Consider the following 19,849-nt stretch of genomic DNA (forward strand, 5'->3'; position numbering starts at 1 on the left):
GAGATAAGCAGAATAGATGATGTATATGCATGAAATAAGTTTCATGTGTATGGTGTGAATCTGTATACATAACAGGAAAAAATATGGCAATAGAAAGATGGAGGATGGAAAATGAAAAGTGTAAATGCAGTGACAATCAAGGAATTATACGATCTTACCCATACGGAGGCAAAATCTTTGATGGAAAGTTACATCTATCCGTGGGAGGTGCTTCCGCATATCGGAGAATTTATCGTAAAGCTTGGCGAATCCCTTCCGAAAGATGAGTATACAGAGGTAGCGGAACATGTGTGGGTACATAAGACAGCAAAGGTATTTGCATCCGCCTATCTGGCAGGACCGACAATCATAGGCGCAGAGACAGAAGTGCGTCAGTGTGCGTTTGTTCGAGGAAATGCGCTGGTTGGAAAAGGATGTGTGATCGGTAATTCCACAGAGTTAAAGAATGTGATCATCTTCGATAATGTGCAGGTGCCACACTATAACTATGTAGGTGATTCTATTCTGGGATTTAAGTCTCATATGGGGGCAGGTTCCATCACATCGAATGTGAAAAGTGATAAGACGCTGGTGCATGTGAAAGGAATTGATCCGGAGACAGGAGAGACATTTGATCTGGAAACTGGTCTGAAAAAATTAGGGGCAATGCTTGGAAATCATGTAGAAGTTGGCTGTAATTCTGTATTAAATCCGGGTACGGTCATTGGGTCAAACAGTAATGTCTATCCGCTTTCCCCGGTACGTGGATTTGTACCGGCAGAAAGCATCTATAAGACGGGTGGCGTGATTGTGAAGAAACACGCATAAATAGTTAGTTTGTATCAATCCGGGCAGACTGTGCTGCCTGACGAGCAGCTTCTAATATGAGCAGCGTGGTATACTGGTTGTCGCTTGCGTATGTAACAGAGTCCAGATCTCCGGTGAGTTGTAACTGTTCATTGATAGCATCTACAGAAGGTGTCAACAGTGGATACATGGCGGTAACAGTTTCGTTTGTATTCACAACATCTATATGGGTGACAGCGTGTTTGTCGATGGTCGTCTGTAATTCCAGTGTGGTGCCACCGAGATTTAACTGTGACGTGTAGACACCTGGCTGGTATGTGGCAAATGTTTCTGTTGAGACACTTGTATCTGTAGTATCTTTTTCATCCTCTTTTGGTGAGAACATATACCAGAGCAGCAGGATTAACAGGATACCAAGAACAATAAATATGCCAGTATAGATAAGTTCTTTTGATTTTAAGACGATGATTTTTGTTTTAGAAGACATAACATAAAACTCCCCGTTCAGAATTAGTATAAATATATTCTGAATGGGGAGTTTTTATTACTTACGATAGAAAATAAATACCTACAGAGAAGAATAGCCATGGCTATTGATAATACCTTTGATTGGGATGCCGGCTTTGCAAAGTGGGCAGTCGGCAGCAGAGTGCGTCTCGTAATTCGGAATATCTTCGGTGCGGAAGATCGTATTAATCTGCTCACCATGGATTTCGTCAGCAGCAGAGAAAATCGAAGATACTCCAACGACTTCACCGCCGTAGTATTCGATACACTCGAGCGCGGTCTGTAAGGTTTTTCCGGTTGTGGCAGTTGCTAACAATACAAGAACATGCTTGCCTTTGATCATTGAAAGATAATTCTCACGGAATATAAGCTGGCCGCCTGAGTGCTGCTCCGGGGAAATGATATATGCGGTATTGTGTAGGTTTGCAGATAAGATACCTGTGTTGAGAAGTTCATCTGCAAGATAAGCACCTATCACATTCGTACCGTCCAGACATACTATCGTATCAATGATTGTTGTGGCAGCGTAGCGTGTAGCCAGCAATTTGGCAGCAGCGTGTGCTTCGCTTCGACGGCTCTTCAGGTTCGTCATATCAATATAGTAATTAATATGGGAAGAAGATGTTGCATAGTGCCCAGGTGTTACATTCAGTGAGATTAAGTTGCTGGATGTAGACTGCACCTTAAATGTATTTGTGTTTTCCATAAATATTACCCCTCCTGTGCGTTTTATGACATATTGATATTATAAATGTTATGCGGGATTTATGCAAGTAAAGCAGCTATAATACACAGAAAATTCATCGTATGTTTTCTCCGATTTTAGAGACTCCTACATAGATCTGGGAGATCTTATACCAGGTTGGAAAATCAACAATTCCACTTACCGGCAGGTTAAAGATTGATTGAAAGGCGCGCACGGATTCTGCGGTTGCGGAACCGAAGATGCCATCAACCGTGACAGTCGGGATCGCAGGGTAATTCTGCGCGATGCGGTTTAATTGTTCCTGAATTGTGATGACCGGTTCACCGGAACTTCCGATTGTCAGATCATAGCCCGGATAGGAGGATGGAATTCCGGAGACAATCTCGGCTTCATTGATATACATATCTGTTCCATAATAATAGTGGATGATATCAATTGCGGAAAAACCATCATCCCCGAGTGCTTTGGATCCCCATTGTGTCATCCAGTTTGGACATGACACGCGTTTTCCGTCGCAATATTGTGTGAGAATCGGCTGCTTGATATTTGGACGGGCAAGATAGCGGTTGTAAAGCCGGTCAGCAATGCGTGAGATATTTTCGTAGATAGTTTTGCCATAGATCCATTTGTGGTCGTACGCGGTGGAGGAGGTGATTGTAAAGTTGTACCCTTTGTTCCGGTACCATTCAGTGTATACGCGGTTTAAAGTAAAGGACATGATTGCCAGAATATTTGCCTCGATTGTGCTTTCCGGCCAGGTAGAATAAATCTCACAGCATGCAACGTTTTTGATATAGTCAATGTATGGAACATAATAATCGGTAGCGGTAGAATCACTGGGGACGCCATCGTGCACAACAATTGTCTCCGGGACGACAACACGAGAGAGAACAATTTCTCCGCTTTCAGATAATGGTTTGATTTCTGATTCTGCAATCTTTGGCGGATAATATTCCCAGAGTGTATGCCCACCGATGACGATTGGGTTATAGACATAATCGGGTGTCTGCTTAGATGGCTGTAACACGATGAATTGCAATCCGTTTTCACCGGAGAAAATCTGGACTCCGGAGACAATTTCCTCTTGATAGCCCGGGGCAGAGATTTTTACGTTGTATTCGGCATAGGGCTGGTTGTCAGTTGGCTCCAAGCTGTATTCACGCGGTGGTGCAGAAAGCTCGATATTTCCGGTCTGTCCGTTCTGGTTCGTGGTGGTGGATTCCAGAATCCGGTTTGGATCCCCGGTGTTTGAAATCTCGATGGTGGCAGATGAAAGGGGGGAGTAACTGTCTGTGTCCGTGACTATGACATTAAGATTACCCGTATCACTTGAATATTGATCCATATGATTTTCCATGTCTTTTAATCCATATAATATATGAAAGACGCTGGATATTTATGTAATGAAAAAAATTATAGTATGTTAAGAAAAAACACTTGACAAACAGGACAAAAGCATGTATGATGCAAAAGGTTTGTAAATGAAAAATACTTTACAGGTGATTCAGATGGAGAAGTTTGTACGTCAGTCGTTGCTCTATGATTTTTATGGCGAGCTGTTGACACAGACGCAGAAAAGTATATACGAAGATATTGTGATGAATGACCTGTCCTATTCGGAGCTGGCAAGGGAATACGGAATCTCCAGACAAGGCGTGTTTGATATGATGAAGCGCTGCGACAAGAAGCTGGAGGATTTTGAGAAAAAGTTGAGATTAGTTGAGAAATTTGAGAATGCCAGAGAGAAAGTAGCTGCGATACAGACTGAGATTCAGGCATTGCGGGAACGCAATGAGAATCCAATGCTGGATGAAGCATTTGCGGATATTGATGCGAATCTCACCGGGCTGCTGGATGATTTTTAACAGTTGGATGTTTGATTTTGTTTTGGAGGAGACGCATGGCGTTTGACAGTTTAACAGACAAATTGCAAAACGTATTCCGGAAGCTGAGAAGCAAAGGAACAATTACCGAAGCAGATGTAAAGGAAGCGATGAAGGAAGTAAAACGTGCGCTGTTGGAAGCGGATGTAAACTTCAAGGTCGTAAAACAGTTTATCAATTCCGTCAGTGAGCGTGCGGTCGGAGAGGAAGTCTTAAAAGGATTGAATCCCGGTCAGATGGTAATTAAAATCGTAAAAGAAGAGATGGATAAACTCATGGGATCGGAGACGACCGAGTTGAAGCTGCTTCCGTCGAATGAAATTACGATTATCATGATGTGTGGTCTGCAGGGTGCAGGTAAGACAACAACCGTTGCAAAGCTTGCAGGTAAGTTTAAGAATAAGGGGAAAAAACCATTGCTGGTTGCGTGTGACGTCTATCGTCCGGCAGCAATCAAGCAGTTGGAGATTAATGGTGAGAAAGTCGGTGTTCCGGTATTTTCGATGGGAGACGGACATAAACCGGTAAATATTGCGAAGGCTGCGGTCGAGCATGCCGCAAAAAATGACATCAATCTTGTATTTCTGGATACCGCAGGCCGTCTGCATGTCGATGAAGACATGATGAATGAGCTGGCGGAGATTAAGGAAAATCTGGATGTGACATATACAATTTTGACTGTCGATGCCATGACAGGCCAGGATGCGGTCAATGTAGCAACATCGTTCAATGATAAGATTGGAATTGATGGTGTAATCCTGACAAAGCTTGACGGCGATACCCGTGGCGGTGCCGCACTTTCCATTAAGGCTGTAACCGGAAAACCGATTCTGTATGCCGGTATGGGTGAGAAACTCACGGATCTGGAACAGTTTTATCCGGATCGTATGGCAAGTCGAATCCTTGGTATGGGTGATGTGGAAAGCTTGATCGAAAAAGCGCAGTCTGCAATCGATGAGGAAAAAGCCAAGGAGATGGAAGAGAAATTCAAGAAAGCTTCGTTTGATTTCAATGATTTTCTTGACCAGATGGAACAGATGGAAAAGATGGGCGGTATGAATGATATCCTGAAGATGCTGCCTGGATTTGGCAATAAAAAGCAGCTCCAGAATCTGGAGATAGATGACAATGCAATGAACATGCCGAAGGCAATCATATTGTCGATGACAAAGCAGGAACGCTCGCATCCGGAGATTATCAATCCGAGCCGGAAGAAGCGAATTGCAGATGGTGCAGGAGTTCCGATCAGCGAAGTCAATAAGCTGATCAAACAGTTTGAACAGTCCAAGAAGATGATGAAGCAGATGTCCGGTATGATGGGTGGCAAGCGCCGCGGCGGATTCAAGCTTCCGTTTGGATTTTAATTTTTGATAATAGTATAACTATTATATAGACGAAAGATTTTTAAGGAGGTGAAATTTGACATGGCAGTTAAAATCAGATTAAGAAGAATGGGATATAAGAAGCATCCTTTTTATAGAGTAATCGTTGCTGATTCCAGATCACCAAGAGATGGTAGATTTATCGATGAGATCGGAACATACGATCCAAATCAGGAGCCAGCATCTGTTAAGATTGACTCTGATGCAGCTAAGAAGTGGCTTGCAGATGGTGCTCAGCCTACAGAGACAGTTGCTAAGCTTTTAAAGCAGGCAGGTATCGAGAAGTAAGACTGATGTGCAAGGGAGGTGCAGGTTATGAAGGAATTAGTAGAACTGATTGCAAAATCCCTCGTTGATTATCCGGATGAAGTTGTTGTAAAAGAGACAATCGATGGAGATACCATAACAATCGAACTGAACGTTGCAGGAGATGATATGGGTAAGGTGATCGGCAAACAGGGCCGTATCGCTAAGTCCATTCGTACTGTTGTGAAGGCGGCTGCATCAAAGGGTGATAAAAAGGTAATTGTAGACATCAAATAATTCTTGAGTTCCCGGTGCCAGAAGGCATCGGGAATTATTACTTTATCGGAGGAATTTATGAACGAAGATATGTTTCGGATTGGCGTGATTACATCGACACATGGATTGAAAGGCGAAGTCAAGGTATTTCCGACGACAGACGATCCGACACGGTTTAAGAAACTGAAAAAATGTTTTATCCGTACAAAAAGTGGCGATGTACCAGTAGAGAAAAAATCATGCAAGTTCTTTAAGAATATGGTGATTCTTTCTTTTTCGGAATTTAATGATATAAATGAGATAGAAAAATATAAGGGCTGTGAGTTGTATGTGACAAGAGAAGATGCAGTTCCGCTCGAGGAAGATGAGTTTTATATTGCAGATGTGATCGACTCGGAAGTATTCAAGGATAATGGTGAAAAACTTGGAACTCTGGTGGATGTTATGCAGACAGGCGCAAACGATGTATTTGTCGTGAAGATGGAAAATGACAAGGAAGTATTACTTCCGGTAATCAAAGATTGTGTGCTGGATATCAACGTAGAGGAAAAGAAAGTAATCGTTCATATGTTGAACGGATTACTGGATTAACGACAGCGGAGGCAGATATGAATTTTCATATTATGACATTATTTCCGGAGATGGTGCTTGGCGGTTTAAATGAGAGCATTACCGGAAAGGCAATTGAAAAAGGCCTGATTGGTGTAAATGCTGTAAATATCCGTGATTTTGCGGGAAATCGGTATGGACATGTGGATGATTATACCTATGGTGGAGGTGCCGGTATGCTGATGCAGCCGGGACCTGTGTATGATGCGTATCAGCATGTGCTTGCGCAGATTGCAGCACGCAAGGAAAAAGAAGGAACAAAAGCACAGGACAAAAAAGTACGTGTGCTTTATATGACTCCACAGGGAGAGCCATTTAAACAGTGTATGGCAGAAGAGTATGCGAAGGAAGATGACCTTGTGCTGCTGTGTGGACATTATGAAGGAATCGATGAGCGAGTGCTGGAGATGATTGTGACGGATTATGTATCTATCGGTGATTTCGTGCTGACGGGTGGTGAACTTCCTGCGATGATGATTGTCGATGCAACAAGCCGCCTTGTGCCGGGTGTTCTTGGCAGTGATGAAAGTGCTGTGTATGAAAGTTTCTATGATGGATTACTGGAATATCCGCAGTATACCCGACCGGAAGAATTTATGGGAAAGAAAGTTCCGGAGGTGCTGCTTTCGGGGCACCATAAGAACATCGAAGAGTGGCGGTATGAACAGTCGATGCTGCGGACGAAGGAACGCCGCCCGGACCTTTACGAAGCCTATGTGGAGGCACACTGCGAAGAGTTGGAAAAACGCAGACGGAAAAAGGAAGAAAAAGAACGAAAACGTCTCCGGAGAGAGCAACGTGCAAAAATGCAGACAAATGAATAACAAGCGCTTGTCTTGTAGAGAAATATGGTATATAATTTTCATAATATCGAAAGAAAACGGGAGAGAATAACCATGAAAAAAAGAGTATATATTGCAGCTGCCACACTGGCACTTGCCGGTATGTTTGCAGGATGTGGGAAGAAATCAGCCGATGCAGCGGTTTCAGTAAAAGATGATGTGGTGGAGTTTGTAAACGAAGAACTTCCTGCTGCAAAATCAGATCATGATAGTGCGATAGCTATTTATAATGCATATTTTGCAGATGGTGGTGATCAGGATTTGGAAGCGTTTAAAACATCCCTGGAGGGTACGGCGATTCCTACAATGGAAAACTGTATTACCACAATCTCCAATATTGAGGTTGCAACGGATGAAGTGAAAGCATTGAAGGATTCTTACTTACAGAGTGTACAGAAGGAATGTGAAGCTATGAAGATGGTTGCCTCAGCGATTGATGGAGAAAATGCAGACTATCTGACACAGGCAGACACCTTGATAGGAGAGGCAGCTACGCTTATGAGTGACTATCAGACGAAACTTCAGGCGATTGCAAATGAGCAGGGAATTGTAGTAAATCAGTAATGGCAAGAGGCTGTCGGTATATATCCGGCAGCTTTTTTGATTGAGCAATCTTGTGAGGAATGGGTATGGAGCAGACGGAACGCGAAAAAAAAGAACAGGAATATATAAAACAGTTAAAAAAGAATATGAATCCAGAAGATGTTGCCGGATTGTACCATTTATATTTGAAATTGACACAGAAAAGCTATTTCCGCACAGAAACCGGATTAGGATTTCTTTTGGAATTACGGGAATATCTTATAAAAAACGGATATCAGGTGGAGACGTATTCGGTCGGACAGCAGGAAAAGAAGAAAAAAACAGAGACTCCTTCCGAGCATTTGCAACGAAAATATGAAAAGCTATGTGAAAAACAGGAACAGACAGAACAAGAAGTTGAACGGCTGAATCTGATCCGGATTCGCCTGACAATTGCGGTGGCAGCATTGATTGTAGTTGTGCTGGGGATGATATTCATTGCGATGACGAACAAAAATGTAGGATATTTTCAAGCAGAACAGAAAGTGCAGGACAAATACGCATACTGGGAAGAACAGTTGGATGCGCGTGAAAAGGAACTGCTGGAATGGGAGAACGAACTTTCGGAGCAGCAGAAAAAAGTAAATGCACAAAAAACACAGAATTGACAAAAATACGTGCTATAATCTGGTACATGAAAGAAGAAAAGCAGGAGGAATAGAGATGAATGATTTAAAAGTGCTTGTCGTAGATGATGAGAGCCGTATGAGGAAATTAGTTCGGGACTTCCTTGTAAAAGATGGATATTCGGTCGTGGAAGCAGCGGATGGTGAAGAAGCGGTTGATGTATTCATGGCGGATAAAGATATTTCATTGATTATTCTGGATGTAATGATGCCGAAATTAGATGGGTATGGTGTTGCGGAAGAAGTACGGAAAATGTCGGATGTTCCAATTATCATGCTGACAGCAAAGAGTGATGAAAAAGATGAGCTGCGCGGATTTGATCTTGGAATTGACGAATACATTACAAAACCATTTTCACCAAGAATTCTGGTTGCAAGAGTGGAAGCTGTTCTTCGTAGAACGCAGGCTGATGCAGAAGCAAATGTGATAAATGTGGATGGCATTGAGATGGATATCGCTGCACATCAGGTGAAGGTGGATGGTGAACCAATTGAACTTTCTTACAAAGAATTTGAACTGCTTAATTATTTTTTGCAAAATCGAGGTGTAGCATTGTCAAGAGAGAAAATTTTAAACAATGTATGGAATTATGATTATTTCGGAGATGCCAGGACAATCGATACCCACGTGAAGAAGCTTCGGAGTAAGCTTGGAAGCAAGGGCGATAATATTAAGACGATTTGGGGTATGGGTTATAAGTTCGAAGGCTAAAGCCCGTAACTCTATACGGGTTAAGATATCCATGATGGTTGTTTTTTTCTCTGTATTTATAATTGCAGCATCCTGGCTGTTGTGCAGTTATGTGTTAAGCGGTGTATTCCGTTACAGTATAAAGAATAACCTGATAGCAACCTATGATTCCTGTAACGAATTATTTCGGAATGCAACTGGGGAAGAGTTTGACAACGGTGATTTGTTTGGACAGATTAAAAATCCACAGGATGCGGTTGTTATGATTGTGGATTCAGAAAATGGTAAATTGTATACATCTATCAATGACGAGGGTCAGATGATGGAAGGTATGCGCAGCCTGATGAGCAGTATTCAAAACGAGGATAGCGAGAGTCAGTTTGAAAAGGGTGAGTATATCATCCGAAGAAACCATGATACAGTAACAAATGCAGATTATTATGATTTGATTGGCAGACTGGAAAATGGATACGAAGTATTGCTTCGGACTCCGATTGCACGCGTGGAGTCGGTCATGAAGGTTATGACACACCTGTTTGTGTACATCTGTATCGGACTTATGGTGTTCGGAACGGCATTTATGCTGCTGTTCAGTAATATATTTGCTGCACCGATCAAGCGGATGTCCAAGGCTGCCAAAAGAATGAGCGAACTTGATTTTGATGTAAAAATCCCAGTTACAAGCAACGATGAGATTGGTGAGCTTGGAAACAGTATGAACGAGATGTCAGAGAAACTGGAACATACGATTTCAGAACTCAAGGCAGCAAATATAGAGTTGCAGCGGGATATTGCAGAGCGCCGTAAGATTGACGATATGCGGAAGGAATTTTTGTCGCACGTGTCCCATGAGTTAAAGACACCGATTGCTTTGATTCAGGGGTATGCCGAGGGCCTGAAGGATGATATGTGCGATGACAAGGAGAGCCGGGATTTCTATACGGATGTAATTATAGATGAGTCTCATAAGATGAACACGATGGTCAAGCGACTGCTTGCATTAAATGAGATTGAGTTTGGAGATACGAAACTCAATATTGAGCGGTTTGAACTGGTTGGTTTTGTCAATTCAATTTTGACATCCACCAAGATTCTGGCAGAGGAAAAGGGTGCGGAGATTATATTCGAGGAAGAGCCTCCTGTTTATGTCTGGGCGGATGAATATATGATTGAAGAGGTCTTTACGAATTATCTGACGAATGCAATTCATTATGTTCGAAAAGATGGTGTGATTCGTATCTCATTTAAACCTATGGGGAACGATATCCGGGTCTGCGTCTACAATCAGGGAGATTGGATTGCCGAAGAGGATATTGGCCGTGTATTTGAAAAATTTTATAAGGCGGATAAGGCGCGTACAAGAGAGTATGGCGGAAATGGAATAGGTCTTTCCATCGTTGCAGCAACGATGGAGGCACATGGAAAAAAATATGGTGTAGAAAATGTAGCGGATGGAGTGCTTTTTTACTTTGATTTGGATGCTAATGTGCTTGCCGATAAGTGAAATAAGTGGTAAAATTATACTATTCTTGTGGGTAAAGAAAAAAGGTAATGCATAGGATGCAGGAATGTAGAGTATGAGAAGAAAGCATGAAGCAAAAAAGACAAATAAAGTAACTTGGAAGCGGCGGTTATTGGCGGGACTGCTTGTGGGCAGTATATTTGCGACAACCGGATGCGGACAGGTGATTGATTTGACCGATGAGGAGAATCATCTGATTGCAGAATACGCGGCAGAATTGTTGTTGAAATATGATCGGAATTATGATACCCGTTATAATCCGGATGAGTTGGAGGAGACAACGACAGAGACGGATGCGACAACGGAGGCAACAACAGAAGAGGTGATAACAACAGAAGCTGCTACGACAGAGCAGGAAACTCCTGGCCAAGGACAAACCACGCAGGCTCAGTCCGGTACGGAAGAGACGGTGCAGGAAGAGATTGGGGCAGCTGTGGATCCGGATTTTGATATTGCTGGATTCGTTGGGGAGAGCCGGATATCTGTGCGGTATTCGTATTATATGGTTGTGGATAGTTATCCGTCGTACGATCAGGATGGCATGTATATAGAGGTGCAGGCACCGGAAGGATACAAGCTTTTAGTATTAAAATTTGAAGTAGAGAATAAGACGAATGAGGATCAGGCGGTTGATCTGTATGATAAGGATGTGAACTACAACATAATTGTAGACAACAACCGAAAGACAAAACAGATGCTGACGATTCTTGCAGATGACCTGTATACTTATGACAAGACGATTCAGGCGAGCAGCCGGGAGGAAGCAGTGCTTTTGTATACGGTTTCTGATTCCGTGGCAAACAAATGGACGGATTTGAAATTACAGGTAAAATATAGCGGAACGAGTGCTGTGTTACAGTTGGAACAATAAGAAATGTCTTACATAGAGGGCTTGCATAAAGGAGGGTACATATGGATTCAAATATTTTATTGGAAAGTGGCACAAATGAACTTGAGGTTCTTGAGTTCATTATAAATGGAAATCATTATGGAATCAATGTAGAGAAGGTGCGGGAGATTCTTCCGTATCAGGAAATCACACCGGTTCCAAATTCACATCCTTGCATTGAAGGTATCTTTATGCCGCGTGGGGATATCATTACAGTTATTGATCTGTTCCAGACATTGGGATTCCAAAATCTGGATAAGCAGAATAACTTTTTGATTGTGACGAATTTCAACAATCTGAATATCGCATTTGATGTACAGTCAGTACTTGGCATCAACCGTGTATCATGGAAGGATGTTGTGAAGCCGGATGCAACCGTCAGTGGACCCGGAACCGGAATTGCGACAGGTATTATCAAGAATGAAGATAATTTATTGATTATTCTTGATTTTGAGCGGATTGTGGAGGGTATTTGTCCGGAGACAAGTTTGAAGATTTCTCAGGTGACAGAGTTAGAAGGACGTGAGCGTAACAACATTCCAATCCTGATTGCAGAGGACTCCATGATGCTCTGCAAGCTGATTGAGGATGCACTGCATAAAGCGGGATATACGAAGCTTACAATCAAGAATAACGGACAGGAAGCATGGGATTATCTGTGTGAGCTGAAGAAGAACAATGGTGTGGACTATGGTGCGAAGTGTTTGATTACAGACATTGAGATGCCACAGATGGATGGACATCATCTGATTAAGAAGATTCGTGAGACAGAGGGATTAAAACAGATTCCGATTGTGATATTCTCATCTTTGATCAATGAGGATATGAAGCGTAAGGGCGATCTGCTTGGCGCAGATGCACAGATCAGCAAGCCGGAAATCGGCCAGTTAGTAGGGATTCTCGATAGTCTGGTGGCAAGTCAGATATACGGAACAAAATAAGTAAAATTATGCCGGCGGGTTTCCTGCCGGCATCTGAAATTTATAGCATATGAGGTGAGAAAAATGGATTTGAAGAGTACCGGAAAGACAAAAGAAGAAATCAAAGAGATGTATAATAAATATTTCTATGAGACATTTCAGCGATTTGATTTCATTGCAGAAAAGGGCGAGGATGATTATGTCATCGATGAGACAGGAAAACGGTATCTTGATTTTATGGCCGGTATTGCGGTTAATTCGGCAGGACATTGTAACAAGAAGGTTGTGGAAGCAATCATGGAACAGTGTCAGCAGATGATGCATGCGTCCAACTATTGTTATACGATTCCGATGGTTATGCTTGCGCAGCGTATCTGTGATGCAATTGGTATGGAGAAGATTTATTTCCAGAATTCCGGTGCAGAGGCAAATGAAGTTATGATCAAGCTTGCCAGAAAATATGGAAAGGATAATTTCGGACCAAACCGTTATCATATTGTAACAGCCAAGAATAGTTTTCATGGACGGACACTTGCGACTCTGGCAGCAACCGGACAGCCGGGTACGGCGATCCAGAAAAACTACGATCCGATGATTCCGGGATTTTCTTATGCAGAGTTTAACAATGTACAGTCGTTTGCAGATGCATGTACGAAGGATACAATCGCAATCATGGTTGAACCTGTACAGGGCGAAGGCGGTGTGATTCCGGCAACAAAAGAGTTTTTACAGGGGCTGCGTAAATTGTGCGATGAGCGTAATATGCTGCTTTTGTTTGATGAGGTGCAGACCGGATGGGGAAGAACCGGAAGTTTGATGGCATATATGGGATATGATGTCAAACCGGATTGTGTCAGCATGGCAAAAGCAATGGGTGGCGGAATGCCGATCGGAGCGATGTGTACGAGTGCAAAGCTCGCGCTTACATTTGGACCGGGAGCGCACGGAAGTACGTATGCCGGAAATCCGGTAGCCTGTGCAGCAAGCTATGCACAGATTGGGGAGATCATGGATCAGAAGCTTCCGGAAAATGCAGAAAAAATCGGTGTATATTTCCGTGATAAGTTACAGAATCTGCCATGCCTGAAAGAAGTGCGCGGACGTGGACTTATGATAGGTGTGGAATTTGATAAAGATATAGCGACAGATGTGAAATATCAGGCAGCCGATGAAGGTTTGCTGATTACAGCAGTTCGACCAAATGTAATCCGTCTGGTTCCGCCGCTTAATATTACAGAGAAGGAATGCAACGAAGCGTTTGCAATTTTACATAAGGTTGTATCAAAACTGGTATAATAATGGTAACGTGTTTTTGACAGGAGGCTATGACGATGAAACGTAAAAATGCATGGACAACATACAATAAAAAGCAGTTAGATGAGTTGGATAAGCTTTGCAAGAATTATCTGAAGTTTCTGGATAAAGGAAAAACCGAGCGTGAGTGCGTAAAGCAGATTGTGAAACAGGCAGAAGAAAAAGGCTATGTGAATCTGGCAGATATTACGAAGGATAAGGGGGCCATCAAAGCAGGCGATAAAGTATATAGTGTCTGCATGGATAAGACAGTTGCGCTATTCCAGATAGGAAAGAAGAAGCTTGAAAAGGGTATGAATATCTTGGGCGCGCATATCGATTCGCCTCGTATGGATGTCAAACAGAATCCATTATATGAGAATGAAGAATTTGCCTATCTTGATACTCATTACTATGGAGGCATCAAAAAGTATCAGTGGGTAACATTGCCGCTCGCCTTGCATGGTGTTGTTGTAAAGAAAGATGGAACGGTGATTCCGGTTAATGTCGGTGAAGATAAGAATGATCCTGTATTCTGTGTGACGGATCTGTTGATTCATCTTGCCGGTGAACAGATGGAGAAAAAGGCAAACAAGGTAATTGAGGGAGAAAACTTAGATGTTCTTGTCGGAAGTAAGCCGCTCGAAGGGAAAGAAAAGGATGCAGTCAAAGAGGGTATCCTTGAAATTCTGAAAAACAAATATGATATGACAGAAGAGGATTTCATGTCTGCGGAGATTGAAGTTGTTCCAGCCGGACATGCGCGGGAAGCAGGTCTGGATCACAGTATGATTATGTCGTACGGACAGGATGACCGTGTCTGTGCATATACTTCTCTGGCAGCGATGCTTGAGGTGGATGGAGTGGAAAAGACAACCTGTTGCCTGCTTACTGACAAAGAGGAGATCGGAAGCGTTGGTGCGACAGGTATGCAGTCTCGTTTTTTTGAGAATTCCGTGGCAGAGCTGATGGATGCGATGGGAGAGTTCAGTGAGCTGTCTCTTCGTAGATGTTTGGCAAATTCCAGCATGCTTTCTTCCGATGTAAATGCTGCGTTTGATCCGCTTTTTGCAAGTGCATTTGAGAAGAACAATGCGTCTTATTTTGGACGTGGAGTTGTATTCAGCAAATTTACAGGCTCCAGAGGAAAGTCGGGAAGTAACGATGCAAACGCAGAATACATTGCCCGTATTCGCAAGATGATGGATAAAAATGAAGTATGTTTCCAGACGGCAGAGCTTGGAAAGGTTGATGTCGGTGGAGGCGGAACAATCGCGTATATCCTGTCTCTGTACGGCATGGAAGTCATCGATTGTGGCGTTGCAGTTTTGAATATGCATGCACCTTGGGAGATCACATCAAAGGCAGATGTCTATGAGGCATATAAGTGCTACAAAGTATTCTTAAAAGAAGCGTAATAAATGGAAAGATAAATTGATACCAATATGATGAAAAAGAAACAAAACAATCATAAATTGGCAGCAGAAATTATGGCATTCCTTATGGTATGCCTTTTTCTGCTGTCTTCTTTTGTAAGTACAGTTCCGGTTTTTGCAAAGGATTCATTTCTTTCGGGTTATATGCAATCCGTCTATAATCAGAAATCCGGAATCGGAAGCAATGAAATAAATTGTCTGTATCAGTCTTCTTCCGGATATATATGGGCAGGTACTGATGGCGGACTGTATCGAACCAATGGATCTGGTTTCCAGAGTATTGATCTGTGGGATACAGATCGTACAGACTTGTATTCTATTAATTGTATGCTTCAGGATCAGGATGGGCGAATGTGGATCGGTACAGATAATTATGGCCTGTTTTATATTGAAGACGGTCAGAACCATCATCTGCAGGAAGAATATTATAATGGAGATAAGACAATTTTATCGATTGTGGAAGGTCAGGATGGAACGGTATATGTAGCGTGTACAAGTGGACTTTTCGTGATAGAAAAGGCAGCACAGAATCGTACGGATTCATCGTCTTTTTGTATGAAAGGATATAGTGATGAAACGATTGCAAGTAAAGAGTTTCGTGGGATGGCTGCCAAGGATGATGAAATTTGGGCGCTTGCAAGTGATGGAAAAATATATGTCTTTAACCAGGATGGTATAAAGCATGAAATCACATTAAGGGATGAGACGGTAGAAGCGTGGGAGACGATAAAAGTGTGCGGAGATTCCGTATATGTTGGCAGCAATGGACGTGATATCCGGGTATTTCAGAGTGCTGCCAGCAAAAGAAATCTTGTAGCCGGTGTGGAAGGTATAAATAATTTTATGCAGGATGCTGCAGGACGTCTCTGGGTATGTGCCGATAATGGATATGGATATTTTGATACGCAGTGGAATTTTGTGCATGTCAATGACAGTCAGATTGATACTTATATTTCAGATATGATTCAGGATTACGAAGGTAATTACTGGATTGCATCTTCCAGGGTTGGATTGTTGTTACTTACAAAAAGTAAATTTTCTGATTATAACATGGCTGTAGGTATGCCGGAAGGCATGGTGAATGCTGTTTATGATTATCGGGGAAAGAAATATATTGCAACGGACGAAGGTCTGTATATTTACAATGGAAAAGGAGAGCAGGAGGTTAATGAATTAACCGATTTGCTGTCGGGAATCAGTATACGCCATATTGCAGGAGATCAGTCTGGATCTCTGTGGATTTCTACAAATCGAAAATACGGCGTTGTAAGGTATGACGCAAATGGAACGATTACCAGTTATGGACGTTCGGAGGGACTCCCGGGAATGGCGGTCAACTGTACACTTCCAATGAAAAATGGAAAAATTGCGGTTGCAACAACGGAAGGTCTTGCCATGTTGGATAAAGCGGGAGAAAATACACAGGTATATCATAGTGGAGAGGATCTTCCGGAAGTCAATATACTGGCTTTATTCGAAACAGAGGAAGGTGATTTGCTTTTAGGTACCGATGGAGAGGGTATTTATAATCTGCCGGCAGATAAAAGTACATTTGAACACTACAATACGGAAGATGGCTTGAATTCGGACGTAATTTCCTGTTTTGCACAGGGAAAACAGGGTGTCTGGATAGGTACTGACAGTGGTATATGTTTTTATAATGAGACATTTCGTGCAATCAGTAACGTAGAATATTCAAACAGTATATATGATATTGAAATTGCAAGAGGTTCGGTCTGGATGATAGGATCCAAAGGAATTCTTCGGTCTTCCGAGGATGAACTGTTAGGAAGTAATGGTGTATCAGGACGATATTTTGCAACTGGAGATGGACTGACAAAGACAATCAATACAACCGGAAATGCATGTATGGATACAAGGGGAAAACTGTATATATGCTGTAATGAGGGAATCTCTGTTTTAGATACAGAGAATATCTGGTATAACGAAGTAAAACCGATTATCAAGGTAACACGAATTGATATAGATGGAACATCATATGAGTTTGATGATTTGAATGAAGGACTTGCGATAAAAAAAGATGCTTCGAAGATTACGATTGAATTTGCTGTATTCTCATATACAAACCGAGGAAATATGAAGGTACAGTACAGGTTAGAGGGATTCGAGTCAAATCCGACGGAACTGTATGGAGATGATGTTTTACAGGCGGTATATACGAATCTCGATGGTGGAGTGTATACGTTTACGGTCAGCGCGTATAATGGAGATGGAACAGCCTGTGCAGAACCGCTATCTTTTGTGATTGAGAAGGAAAAAAGTATATTGGAAAACCCGATTACAAGAACATTGCTGTTATTTTGCATTCTTGTAATATTCTTACTTTTGGTTCTGACTGTAATCCGGGTTCGAAGAATGCTGAAGACAAAAACCTCAGCGCTTGAGAAATTGTCGAAAGAGCATGAGGAAGCTGTTAAAACCAGTACCGCGAAAAACGATTATCTTGCAAATATGAGTAATGAGATCAAAACGCCAATTCATGCGATGATGGTGAAGGCGGATGAACTTTTGCATATGGTGGATAAGGATTCTCCGTACCGAAAGGATATCCGTGGCATCTATGACATTGGAAATGATATTCTGGCGAGTGTAGATGATATGATTCTTCTTGCTAAGCTGGAGTCCGGGCGATTTGAATTAGAAGAAAGCAATTATGCTATCTCAGATCTGGCAGCGGATATATCAGAGTTTGCATTGCAGGAGTTGGCAGATAAAGATAAATCAGTCAAGTTTTTTGTGGAACTGGGGGAAGATGTAGCAGATAATTTGATCGGTGATGTAGATAAAATACGGAATATTTTACTGAGACTGATCGATAATGCAATTCGGTACACCAAGCAGGGAAGTATTACGCTGTCTGTGGACAGCTACGAGTACACGGATCATTCCCATCAGGATATATTGAATGTTGTATTTACGATTGCGGATACCGGAATTGGAATTCAGGAAGAACGACTGGATACGTTGTTTGAATTGTATGAAAATGAGGATGCGATCAAGGGAAGTGCATATACCGGCCATGGCGTAGGGCTTGCGATTGCAAAAGGTTATGCAGAGATTCTGCATGCGGATTTGACAGTGGAGAGTGTATATGGAGCCGGATCTACGTTTGTTCTTTCTCTGAATCAGAGACCTGCGGTAAAGTTAAGTAGTGGACAGGTTGTATCTAAGATTGAAGATACCGTGTCGAAGGAAGACGCGGAGAAACTCTGGCTGCCGGAAGTTTCGGCGTTGCTTGTGGATGACGAGGAAGTCAGTATTGAGGTCGGACGAAAAGTACTCACTTCGTTTGATATGAAACTGGATGTAGCCACATCCGGACTCAGTGCAATTGATATGGTTTTAAACCATGAGTATGATGTGGTGTTTATGGATCTTTCTATGCCGATTATGAATGGATTAGAAGCAATGAAGGAAATACGGGAACTGGATGGTATTCAGTATGCGATGCTCCCGATTATTGCGCTGGATTCGGATGCCATCGAGGGAAATCGGGGCAGTCATATCTCAGAAGGATTTACAGACAGTATTGTAAAACCGATTGAACCGCGACGCGTAGCCGCAATATTAAAAGATTGTCTGCCGGGGGATAAATTGCTGGAACGTTCGGATGATATTAAGCTTCTGATCGAGGGCTCACGATTCCGCGAAGGACTTCTAAGATTGCAGGAATCCTTAGATGTGGAAGAGGCGATACAGCGTATTGGTGGTAGTATTGAGGTATATAATAAGCTGATACAGGCATTTTATTCGCAGAACAAAGATGTGGCGGGTACGCTTGCGGAGAAATCCACGAGAGATATCCGTGCATTCAAGACAAAGATTCACTCTATTCGAACTTTGTCAAACAGCATTGGTGCGTATGAGCTTGCCAGATATGCAGCGAAGATGGAAACATCAATTAATGTAGGAAAACGTGAGCAGTTAAAACAGAATCTGCGCGGATTTATTGACGAACTTGTATATCTGCTTTTGATTCTGGAAGATTATGAACGGTTTGTCGATGAAGTGTCAGGAATGACTGATGAAGAATATGCCGCAAAAATGACAAAGCAAAGTGATAAATCTGTGGAGGATTCGTCGGAAGAAAAATCTGTGCCAGAGGATCTTACGATTATTCCAATTGCTTTGTTGGAAGAGATTGTTGCTGAGGCTGAATCAAACGATTTTGAAAGTGCAAAAAAACAATTAGAACGGATTATGCAATATGGTTATGATGGAGATAATCTGGAGTTTTTACAGGCTCTTTCAGAAGTTGTTGTGGCAGAAAATGTGGATGCTGTTAAAGAACTTGTTAACACATACAAGGATTTGAAATTATAGAGATTATCAGACGATATAGGAGGAGCCTGAATGAATATAGTATTAGCTGGAAATACGAAGCCGGTTGCAGAAGGGATAACGGTAGCCGGATTGATCGCGCAGGAACAGTTAGAAACACCGGAACATGTAAAGGTTGCGGTGAACGATGAATTTGTCGAACCGGAACAGTTTTCAACAACGAGATTGCAGGATGGAGACGTGGTGGAATTTCTGACATTTATGGGCGGCGGATGCAGATAGCTGCAAAGAATAGGATATCAACGGGGAAACAGCTTTGATTAGGAGTGTGTTACCGGAATTTTAGCTCGG

Annotated in this window: 20 protein-coding genes; 17 read left to right on the forward strand and 3 right to left on the reverse strand. The window is 42.3% G+C overall.

Annotation, left to right across the window (positions count from 1 at the left end):
* Positions 1–111: 111 nt before the first annotated feature.
* Positions 112–807, forward strand: coding sequence for a UDP-N-acetylglucosamine pyrophosphorylase (locus tag KP625_RS01035; RefSeq protein WP_238298782.1), 696 nt, complete (start codon positions 112–114; stop codon positions 805–807).
* Positions 808–811: 4 nt separating this feature from the next.
* Here the strand turns inward: KP625_RS01035 and KP625_RS01040 are convergent, their stop codons facing one another.
* The 3 genes from KP625_RS01040 to KP625_RS01050 form a co-directional block, all read right to left on the reverse strand.
* Complete coding sequence (locus tag KP625_RS01040; RefSeq protein ID WP_238298784.1) at positions 812–1,273, reverse strand: hypothetical protein; 462 nt, start codon at positions 1,271–1,273, stop codon at positions 812–814.
* An 81-nt stretch (positions 1,274–1,354) separates the two neighbouring features.
* Positions 1,355–1,999, reverse strand: a complete 645-nt coding sequence (locus KP625_RS01045; protein WP_238298786.1) for an orotate phosphoribosyltransferase — start codon at positions 1,997–1,999, stop codon at positions 1,355–1,357.
* 94 nt (positions 2,000–2,093) lie between these two features.
* Positions 2,094–3,344, reverse strand: coding sequence for a peptidoglycan-binding protein (locus KP625_RS01050; RefSeq protein ID WP_238298788.1), 1,251 nt, complete (start codon positions 3,342–3,344; stop codon positions 2,094–2,096).
* Positions 3,345–3,480: 136 nt separating this feature from the next.
* On the opposite strand from KP625_RS01050, the gene ylxM reads away from it, so the two are divergent.
* The 16 genes from ylxM to thiS all read left to right on the forward strand — a co-directional run bounded on the left by ylxM (position 3,481) and on the right by thiS (position 19,780).
* Positions 3,481–3,864 carry a YlxM family DNA-binding protein gene (gene ylxM, locus KP625_RS01055; RefSeq protein WP_238298790.1) on the forward strand — a complete coding sequence of 128 codons (384 nt, stop codon included), beginning with the start codon at positions 3,481–3,483 and terminating at the stop codon, positions 3,862–3,864.
* 35 nt (positions 3,865–3,899) lie between these two features.
* Positions 3,900–5,246, forward strand: a complete 1,347-nt coding sequence (gene ffh, locus KP625_RS01060) for a signal recognition particle protein (RefSeq protein ID WP_177969370.1) — start codon at positions 3,900–3,902, stop codon at positions 5,244–5,246.
* A gap of 60 nt (positions 5,247–5,306) precedes the next feature.
* The gene (rpsP, locus tag KP625_RS01065; protein ID WP_177969371.1) at positions 5,307–5,552 is read left to right on the forward strand and encodes a 30S ribosomal protein S16; all 246 of its coding nucleotides are present in this window, start codon (positions 5,307–5,309) and stop codon (positions 5,550–5,552) included.
* A gap of 27 nt (positions 5,553–5,579) precedes the next feature.
* A complete protein-coding gene (locus tag KP625_RS01070; RefSeq protein ID WP_021985176.1) occupies positions 5,580–5,807 on the forward strand; it encodes a KH domain-containing protein in 228 nt (75 codons plus the stop codon).
* A 57-nt stretch (positions 5,808–5,864) separates the two neighbouring features.
* The gene (gene rimM, locus KP625_RS01075) at positions 5,865–6,377 is read left to right on the forward strand and encodes a ribosome maturation factor RimM (RefSeq protein ID WP_177969372.1); all 513 of its coding nucleotides are present in this window, start codon (positions 5,865–5,867) and stop codon (positions 6,375–6,377) included.
* Positions 6,378–6,394: 17 nt separating this feature from the next.
* Positions 6,395–7,219 carry a tRNA (guanosine(37)-N1)-methyltransferase TrmD gene (trmD, locus tag KP625_RS01080; RefSeq protein ID WP_238298792.1) on the forward strand — a complete coding sequence of 275 codons (825 nt, stop codon included), beginning with the start codon at positions 6,395–6,397 and terminating at the stop codon, positions 7,217–7,219.
* Between the two features lie 72 nt (positions 7,220–7,291).
* Positions 7,292–7,801 (forward strand): hypothetical protein, encoded by a 510-nt coding sequence (locus tag KP625_RS01085; RefSeq protein ID WP_238298793.1) that lies wholly within the window; start codon positions 7,292–7,294, stop codon positions 7,799–7,801.
* Positions 7,802–7,866: 65 nt separating this feature from the next.
* Positions 7,867–8,427, forward strand: a complete 561-nt coding sequence (locus KP625_RS01090; RefSeq protein ID WP_238298795.1) for a hypothetical protein — start codon at positions 7,867–7,869, stop codon at positions 8,425–8,427.
* A 55-nt stretch (positions 8,428–8,482) separates the two neighbouring features.
* Complete coding sequence (locus KP625_RS01095) at positions 8,483–9,157, forward strand: response regulator transcription factor (protein WP_238298797.1); 675 nt, start codon at positions 8,483–8,485, stop codon at positions 9,155–9,157.
* Between the two features lie 31 nt (positions 9,158–9,188).
* On the forward strand, positions 9,189–10,640 hold the full coding sequence (locus KP625_RS01100) for a sensor histidine kinase (protein WP_238298799.1): 1,452 nt from the start codon (positions 9,189–9,191) through the stop codon (positions 10,638–10,640).
* 73 nt (positions 10,641–10,713) lie between these two features.
* Positions 10,714–11,529, forward strand: a complete 816-nt coding sequence (locus KP625_RS01105; RefSeq protein ID WP_238298800.1) for a hypothetical protein — start codon at positions 10,714–10,716, stop codon at positions 11,527–11,529.
* A gap of 41 nt (positions 11,530–11,570) precedes the next feature.
* Positions 11,571–12,488, forward strand: a complete 918-nt coding sequence (locus tag KP625_RS01110; protein ID WP_238298802.1) for a chemotaxis protein CheV — start codon at positions 11,571–11,573, stop codon at positions 12,486–12,488.
* A 63-nt stretch (positions 12,489–12,551) separates the two neighbouring features.
* A complete protein-coding gene (locus tag KP625_RS01115) occupies positions 12,552–13,763 on the forward strand; it encodes an aspartate aminotransferase family protein (protein ID WP_177970362.1) in 1,212 nt (403 codons plus the stop codon).
* A 35-nt stretch (positions 13,764–13,798) separates the two neighbouring features.
* Positions 13,799–15,178, forward strand: a complete 1,380-nt coding sequence (locus tag KP625_RS01120) for an aminopeptidase (protein WP_238298804.1) — start codon at positions 13,799–13,801, stop codon at positions 15,176–15,178.
* 27 nt (positions 15,179–15,205) lie between these two features.
* The gene (locus KP625_RS01125) at positions 15,206–19,540 is read left to right on the forward strand and encodes a two-component regulator propeller domain-containing protein (RefSeq protein ID WP_238298806.1); all 4,335 of its coding nucleotides are present in this window, start codon (positions 15,206–15,208) and stop codon (positions 19,538–19,540) included.
* A 30-nt stretch (positions 19,541–19,570) separates the two neighbouring features.
* Positions 19,571–19,780, forward strand: a complete 210-nt coding sequence (gene thiS, locus KP625_RS01130; protein WP_238298808.1) for a sulfur carrier protein ThiS — start codon at positions 19,571–19,573, stop codon at positions 19,778–19,780.
* Positions 19,781–19,849: the final 69 nt, after the last annotated feature.

This window comes from Eubacterium sp. MSJ-33, from assembly GCF_022174665.1.
Lineage (GTDB): Bacteria > Bacillota > Clostridia > Lachnospirales > Lachnospiraceae > Coprococcus_C.